This window comes from Rhizobacter sp. P1_G5 (assembly GCF_056405435.1).
The window spans coordinates 1-6,862 of sequence record NZ_JBFUCB010000311.1 but is presented as its reverse complement, the minus strand read 5'-3'; the positions used below and the strand labels follow the sequence as shown (position 1 = coordinate 6,862).

General features: G+C 63.9%; 11 protein-coding genes. 4 read left to right on the top strand and 7 right to left on the bottom strand.

The features are described from left to right. Window positions 1–105 precede the first annotated feature (105 nt). The 4 genes from AC1D12_RS20150 to AC1D12_RS20135 form a co-directional block, all read right to left on the bottom strand. Window positions 106–528: an Hsp20/alpha crystallin family protein gene (locus AC1D12_RS20150; RefSeq protein ID WP_477827161.1), complete on the bottom strand. Its 423-nt coding sequence runs from the start codon at window positions 526–528 to the stop codon at window positions 106–108. A 41-nt stretch (window positions 529–569) separates the two neighbouring features. After that, complete coding sequence (locus AC1D12_RS20145) at window positions 570–1,022, bottom strand: Hsp20/alpha crystallin family protein (protein ID WP_465113400.1); 453 nt, start codon at window positions 1,020–1,022, stop codon at window positions 570–572. A 539-nt stretch (window positions 1,023–1,561) separates the two neighbouring features. Continuing rightward, on the bottom strand, window positions 1,562–2,887 hold the full coding sequence (locus AC1D12_RS20140) for a Y-family DNA polymerase (protein WP_477842468.1): 1,326 nt from the start codon (window positions 2,885–2,887) through the stop codon (window positions 1,562–1,564). A gap of 9 nt (window positions 2,888–2,896) precedes the next feature. Then, window positions 2,897–3,277 carry a LexA family protein gene (locus tag AC1D12_RS20135; RefSeq protein WP_477842466.1) on the bottom strand — a complete coding sequence of 127 codons (381 nt, stop codon included), beginning with the start codon at window positions 3,275–3,277 and terminating at the stop codon, window positions 2,897–2,899. A 129-nt stretch (window positions 3,278–3,406) separates the two neighbouring features. Between AC1D12_RS20135 and AC1D12_RS20130 the strand changes: the two genes are divergently transcribed. Continuing rightward, entirely contained in the window at window positions 3,407–3,850 is a 444-nt protein-coding gene (locus tag AC1D12_RS20130) for a TOBE domain-containing protein (protein WP_477826114.1), read from the top strand. Between the two features lie 11 nt (window positions 3,851–3,861). Continuing rightward, window positions 3,862–4,149 carry a hypothetical protein gene (locus AC1D12_RS20125; RefSeq protein ID WP_047509144.1) on the top strand — a complete coding sequence of 96 codons (288 nt, stop codon included), beginning with the start codon at window positions 3,862–3,864 and terminating at the stop codon, window positions 4,147–4,149. 70 nt (window positions 4,150–4,219) lie between these two features. On the opposite strand, the gene AC1D12_RS20120 is transcribed toward AC1D12_RS20125, so the two are convergent. Then, window positions 4,220–4,615 carry a hypothetical protein gene (locus AC1D12_RS20120; RefSeq protein ID WP_477826115.1) on the bottom strand — a complete coding sequence of 132 codons (396 nt, stop codon included), beginning with the start codon at window positions 4,613–4,615 and terminating at the stop codon, window positions 4,220–4,222. A 127-nt stretch (window positions 4,616–4,742) separates the two neighbouring features. Here AC1D12_RS20120 and AC1D12_RS20115 point away from each other — a divergent pair, with 127 nt between their 5' ends. Then, window positions 4,743–5,000 (top strand): helix-turn-helix transcriptional regulator, encoded by a 258-nt coding sequence (locus AC1D12_RS20115; protein WP_477826116.1) that lies wholly within the window; start codon window positions 4,743–4,745, stop codon window positions 4,998–5,000. A 364-nt stretch (window positions 5,001–5,364) separates the two neighbouring features. Continuing rightward, complete coding sequence (locus AC1D12_RS20110; RefSeq protein WP_477826117.1) at window positions 5,365–6,180, top strand: hypothetical protein; 816 nt, start codon at window positions 5,365–5,367, stop codon at window positions 6,178–6,180. Between the two features lie 85 nt (window positions 6,181–6,265). On the opposite strand, the gene AC1D12_RS20105 is transcribed toward AC1D12_RS20110, so the two are convergent. Further along, window positions 6,266–6,397, bottom strand: a complete 132-nt coding sequence (locus tag AC1D12_RS20105; RefSeq protein ID WP_477826120.1) for a hypothetical protein — start codon at window positions 6,395–6,397, stop codon at window positions 6,266–6,268. Further along, a complete protein-coding gene (locus AC1D12_RS20100) occupies window positions 6,358–6,774 on the bottom strand; it encodes an integrase arm-type DNA-binding domain-containing protein (RefSeq protein WP_477842464.1) in 417 nt (138 codons plus the stop codon). The genes AC1D12_RS20105 and AC1D12_RS20100 overlap by 40 nt, the downstream gene beginning before the upstream one ends. Between the last annotated feature and the right edge of the window lie 88 nt (window positions 6,775–6,862).

The following is a 6,862-nucleotide window of genomic DNA, read 5'->3' as shown; positions in this document are numbered from 1 at the left end:
GAGGCCCGCCGGCCGGTAGCGGTGTAACCGGCCAGGCGAGCGCTCTCGGGCACGACCACGCGATAGCAATCCGCAGGCATGGCGCAATACCGTTCAAGCCGAGTGTCAGCCCGCACGCACGGAGATCTTCTTCGCTTGCGCATGGGCCTGCTTCGGGATGCGCAGACTCAGGACTCCATCCTTGATGTTGGCCTCGATGCGGCCGGCGTCAAGCTCCCGGCTGAGCGTGAAGGTGCGACGGAAGCACGGCACGCTGACTTCAGCCCACAGCGCGCGCATGTCTTCCGCCGTGGCGATGCTTGCTTGCCCTTCGATGGCAAGCGAGTCGCCGTGCAGGCGAACGTCGAGGTTCTCCCGCGAAACGCCCGGCATGTCCGCGAGCAGCGTGATGCCACCGGCATCTTCGAAGATATCCGCTGCGGGTGCGACGGCGCGTTGCGAGCGTTCGCTCGATTCCATGCGTGCGTCTTGGGGTCGCGTCGGGTTGCTGCGGTCGGGTGCAGCAGTAGCCAGGTCGGTGTTGGACATGACAGTTCCTTTCATGGTCTGTTGGACGAGAGGACGCGGTATCAGCGAACCGCGATGCGCGTGGGCTGAGCCGCCTCTTGCAGACCGACGCTGACCCGTAGAACACCGTCGCGATACGTCGCTTCCACTTTCGCCGTGTCGGCATCGTCGGGCAGCGTCAGCGCCCGGGTGAAGCGTCCCATCGGGCGCTCTGCGGCGTACGTCTGCACCTTCAGATCGCCGCCAGGCGCCGAGCCGCGGCGCTCGCCGGAAATCTTCAGGACACCCCGTTCCACCGTCACATCGATGGACGCCGCATCAAGGCCGGGCGCAAACGCATAGACCTCCAAGGTCTTCGTGGTACGGCCGACGTTGATGCCGGGAAAACTACCGGCGGCGACGGAGCGTATTGCGTCCGGCGTGCCGTCCCCGGTCAATGAGCGCGTGAGCGCCTGGTGCAGCGTGGTCAGCTGGTCGAGGAGCCCCTGAGGGCGATAGAACATGGTATCGAGCATGTCGGACCTCCTTCAGTAAATAGTGATGCCAATGCGGGGCATCGCCGCGAATGACTGCTTGGTGGCCCCGGAGCGAGCCCTGTGAACGGACTGCGCGGCGGTGTGATGGCGCCTGCGAGTGCAGTCATGCTGGTTTACGCCATCGGTAGTCAGCGACCCACGTGACCGCGGTCACGCGGTGAAAAATCGACAGGCACCAATGGCGTCGGTGTGGGCTTCAGTTTGCGCAGCGTCTCTCGCGCCACGAAGTAGGCGCGAAGCTGGTTCGGGCTCATCCACGAGACGCGGAGCGACGTTGCGCGTTTGGCGGAGCCGGTCGGCGTGCGATCTGATGTGCGAGACATGATTCAGTTCCTCATCCGAATCGAGTTGGTCACATGGGATAACAAGGGCGAAGTAGGTCGCAGACCGAGATCTTCAAGCCCCCTGAGAAATCAGTAAAAACCCCAAGGTGAGGTGGCAATGAATTGAAGGCGCAATCGGGCATTTGCCGGGAGGTCAAGTCAGGGTCGATGGCTCCAGTTCGCGGCGACCAGCGGTCAGGAGCTGGCTCTCGCAATCTCGTCGAGTCTCGTCGTATAGCGCGGGGTGCGCCGCTCCTGCTTGCCAACTGAAGCCTGCGTTCCACGTCCGTGGTGAGCGCTGGCAATGCGAACGGCCCCTTTGCCGAACCGATGGTTCAGCGCATCCAACGCACCCATCAGCTGAGCCCGATCTCGTCCTACTTCCGCCTGCACTGTGGGCTTGTCAGTTGCGAAGAGGTCAAGCTCACCTTGCCGGGCACCTCCATCATGCAAGTCCACCAGCATGACGCCGGCCTTCACGTAGTTGAAACCCGGCCGGTACATCTGCTGCAGCGCGCGCGTGGCCGTCGCAACGAGCTCGCGCGTATCGGTGGTCGGCCGCACCATCGGCACGGTCATGCTCGGACTGTGCTGGCGATCCTGCTTGCGATGCGGGCTCGTCGTGATGAAGACGTGGACCGCTCCCGCCGCACTGCCCTGCTGCCGCAGCTTCTCGGCCACGCGTGATGTGAAGTCGCTGACGACCTGCTCAAGCTCGGCCAACTCGGTCACAGCGCTTCCGAACGACCGCGAGCACATGATCTGCTGCCGGCCTGCCGTGGTGTCATCGAGGCCGAGGCACGAGGTGCCACGCAGCTCCAGGAGCGTCTTCTCCAGTACCACGCTGAACTGGCTGCGGAGTGCCGTGACGTCCGCGTTGGCCAGGTCTCGCACTGTGCGGATGCCAGCCTCCGTCAGCCGCGCTCCGATGCGCCGGCCGATGCCCCACACGCAACCCACCTCGGTGACACCCATCACCGCATCGAGCTCGGTTTGGGTCATCTCGCCGAAGTTGCACACCTGCGCAAGGGCCGCCGGATACGAGCCCGGCTTGCGATCAGCCGTCTTCGCCACGTGGTTGGCCAGCTTCGCGAGGGTCTTGGTCGGCCCGAACCCCACACTGGTCGGCAGTCCGGTCCACTGCAGCACCGTCCGGCGGATGTCTCGGCCGATCTCCACAAGGTCGCCGCGCACACCCTCGAAATCGAGGAAGCATTCATCGATGCTGTAGATCTGCTGCCGCGGCGCGTACTGCCCGACGATCGACATCATGCGGCTGGACATGTCGCCGTACAGCTCGAAGTTGGCGGACAGCGCGATCAGCCCCGCCTCGCGCTCCAGGTGCCGCACCTGGAACCACGGCTGCGCCATCTGCACACCAAGATCCTTGGCCTCGTTGCTGCGCGCGATGCAGGCGCCGTCGTTGCTCGACAGCACGACGACCGGCCGGCCGTTGAGCGAGGGCTTGAACACCCGCTCGCAGCTCACGTACATGTTGTTGACATCGACCAGCGCAAACATGGCGCAGCCTCAGACGGGCATCGCCTTGATGGCGTTGGTCACCACACCCCAGACCTGCAGCTCCTGGGCCGCGCGCGGCACGACATCGGCGCAGCTCGGGTCGGTCGCCACCAGGCGCAGCGACGATCCCTGCGTCACCAGCCGCCGGCACATGAACTCGTCGTCCACGACGGCGATCACGATGTGGCCGCTGGCTGGATGGACCGAGCGGTCGACCAGCACGATGTCGCCGTCGTCGATGCCAGCCTCTCGCATCGCACTGCCGCTCACGCGCATCAGGAAGGTGGCCAGCGGGTTCCTGATCAGCACGTCATTCAGGTCCAGGCGCCCGACGCCCGAATCCTGCGACGGCGAGCCGAAGCCGATGGCCACGCTGGCGCGCGGCACCACGGCTGGCCCAGGTGATTCCCGGCCAACACGCGTGACTCCTTCGCGTGGCAGCTGACTACTGTTCATTCATACAGTATATTGCAGCACCCCGCCAGCCGGCGAGGCACGAGCACACGGAACCTTGAACTCATGAAACCCGCTGACTTCAACACCCTCGATGGCGTCGTGACGGCCATCCACCCGGGCATCGACGCCAACGAAGTGCAACTGGGCCTCGCCCAGGGCCTGCAGATCGTCATCAAGGTCTCTCACGAGGTGCAGAACATCCTGAAACTGCAGCAAGGCGGGCGCGCCTTTGGCTTGGTGCACCCCACCTCGATCGTCCTGCTGGAGGAGCCGGCGGCGAGCTTGCCCGCGACGTTCAATCAGCTGGTGGGCAGCGTGCGCGACGTGGGCCAAGGCGACGACGACGATGTCAAGGTCGGGCTCGACCTACCCAATGGACAGACCCTCATGGCGCGCATCACGACCGAACGCGCCGAGTCCTTGAACCTGACAGCTGGTGCACCGGCGACAGCCGTATTCAAAGCTGGTAGCGTCATCATCGGCGTTGACCAAACTGCCGTCCACTAGGAGCACACCCCATGGAGAGCAGCCTTCCGATCGAGCAGGTGTTTGGCCGAATCAGCTCCGAGGTGGAGCTGCAGTCTTTCGTCGAGCGGTTTCACCTGAAGCCGTTGAAGGCGAGCGTTCCTTCGCGGAAATACATCGCCGAGTGGACGGGCACGGTCGACGGCAAGGCCGTGTTCTCGCGCCACCGTCGGCTCGCACCGACTGCGCTGCCAGGGTCCGCGTGCTTGAACGCCCTGAGCCTGAGCATCAGCGCGCCGGACGGCACACGCCTGTGCAGCACCGAGGTCCAGTTCTGCTGAGCAGTGCTGGGACGGAGCACTCGGCGCCGTCCCTGAGCAACATCCGAGGACGTTGACGAGGGCTTTGGCGTCAAGCGACGCAGGCAAGCTGCCGCAGCGAGGTCGGCAGTGCTGCGTAGGTGCGAGGCATGCGGTAGCGCAGCCGCTCCGCCTCGAGTTGCTCCTCCTCCGTGGTCCACTCCTTCCTTGGCGCACGCCCGGCGATCGGGTCGAGTGGAATGCCGTGCAGCGCCGATCTCCAGTCGAGCCCAGGCTTCCACAGAAGCAGCACGTCACGAGCCACCTGATCGCCATCGAGGAAGGTGCCCCCGCTCATGTAGTTGTGGTGATCCACAAACGTGATCTTGCGCAGCGGTCCGATCTCTTTACTGGAGACTTCATGAACGCCATCGCACAGGCGGAGTCGCTCCTCGTCGCGTCCGCAGCCATGCGGACCGAGCGCCCCTTCGCTCGACTGCCCGAACACCCGCTCCAGGGCGGATTCACCGACGCCGCTGCAACGCAGCGCGGTGCCGACCGCGCCACTGCCGCGCGCCTGACCTACGAGGCCCGCCTCGAGCGGGACCCGATATCAACAGCCCCACAGAGAGCAAATGAGCAAACTCGATCCGATCTACCTTGACCTGCCAGATGTCGCTGCTTTCACCTCGTTGTCCGAGTCGACGGTGGAGAAACTCGTCCGCGGGGACGCATTCCCCAAACCCCGCCTTCTCTCCGGCAGACGTGTCGCTTGGCTGGTGCGCGAGGTAACCACTTGGTGCGAGGAGCGGCCGGTTTCCAACCTCTTGCCGCCACCCTTCACGGGCCGCCGCAAGACCGTTACCGTGCCGCAGGCCCTTCGAGGCGCGTAGTTGGACAGCGCGCGGCTGATCGCTCAGGGACTCACCGCGCGCAGCCGTGCCGTACGCCTGGGTGCCACCTCTGTCATCGCATCGATCAGCCAACGAGTTTCGGTCGGACTGAACTCGTCGACATTGCGGGCGGGGTCGGAACGACTGAAGGACCATAGGACCACGTCGGCACCGGCCCGGGTAGCACAAACAGCACAGCCCCGACACGGTGTATCAGGGAATGGCGCGCCACCGTGTACATCAGCCGATGAGGCTATCGCTCCACCGGACAGCGGGAGCAGGCCACCAAGCACTCCATCGAGATCAACACCGACGATCCCAAACCCATCGACCTCTTCAAGGATCGCTGAAGACAGCGTCTCAGATGTCGACCGGTTTTGTCTGCGACACGTCCATCTCCTACGAGTTCCCTGCGGCCTGGGACTTTTGGCTACAGTATCAAGACAACAATCGCCTCAGCACCATGCCTGATCATTTTCAGCTGCACGTTGACCAGCGGTGGTCTTCCGAAATCAGCGCGATGCGCCAAGCGCTCACGGAAGAGACCGGGTTGATCCGATTTGACAATAGCTCTTACCGCATCTGCCGACCGGCGCCACCCGTGACGATCGAGGTCTTTCCAGGGCACGGCAGAGTCGATCAAGGCCTCGTCCTCGAAATGGATCCGACCTCGCTCTACGTCAGCAAGGTGGCGGGCCGCAAGGTAGAGCGCTATCCGAGCACGCTCGATCTGGTCACCCGTGATTCGGGCGGGCTTGATGCGGCACTCGTCAATATTCCTGGCATGACCAATGTCAAGAAGCGCTTCCCTCTCGAAATGCTAGTGGTTTTCTGCGTGGCCGAATCGCTCCGATTCGACACTATCGCCCAACGGGTGGATGAGGTTATCAAGTACGGGAATGGTCGCCTCGTCGCACCTGGTGACGAGGAAGCTCGGAAGAAGGCTCTGCAACTGGAGATTGGCCCGTTGCTTCCGTTGTTCAAGAACTGGGAAGATGCCTCCGAAGCTGTGTTCCGCGGCGTCACATTGAAGGCGTGCCAGATTGCGGTGCGGTCTAGAACGGAGCGCTCGCAAGACGATCGTCGTCACCACGAACGTGTCGAGTTGCAGCAGAGGGACCTAGGACTGATCCAAACCGTCAGGTCGTTGGCCGTTCTACAACGACCGGGCAAGCGCTGATTCGCACGCCCCCATTTCGGATCTCCTCAACGTTGTGGGCGCATCGCTCAACGAATCGCTCTGGTGAGCGATCGTGGCGATACGACTACCGCTCTACCAATCCATCGAGGTGCGTGGACAGTCGGTTGATCCAGACGCGGCACTGCTTGTCGTAGGTGTGCAGGTTGTAGACACCCTTCACCCCCTCCTGCATGTGCCCCAGCATCGCCTCGCCCACGTCGTCAGGGCAACGTGTCCAACCAGGTAGTCCTCGCACAGGAGGCGCACCGTGTACGCGCGCTCCCGCTGCTCCTGTTTCTCTGCAACGCGGGCCGTCCGCTCGGCCTCCCGCGCCTGGCGCTTCGACAGCGCAGGATCGCCGCCCGCGTCGCGCTGCCCGCGCAAACGCTCCCACTCGGCCGCCGCCGCTGGAAACGACATCGCTGGCCAACGCCCCAGGCCGACCTGGCGCATCCRCGCGTCGACCGGACTGCGGTACCGATAGGTCCAAGCGCGTCGGGTTTGAGTGGCTTCGAGACGAAGGCCTGGGCAGCCGTCGATGGTAAGGTGCGCGCCTGGCTGAAGTGCCTTGGCTGCGCGGGCGTCGAACTGCATTGCGCTCCCTGCAAGCGTAGGTTTTCTGGAAGACCGGCCGCAGCCCAGCGTAGGTTTCGATTTTAGAAGCGCGCAAACCTACGCAGAA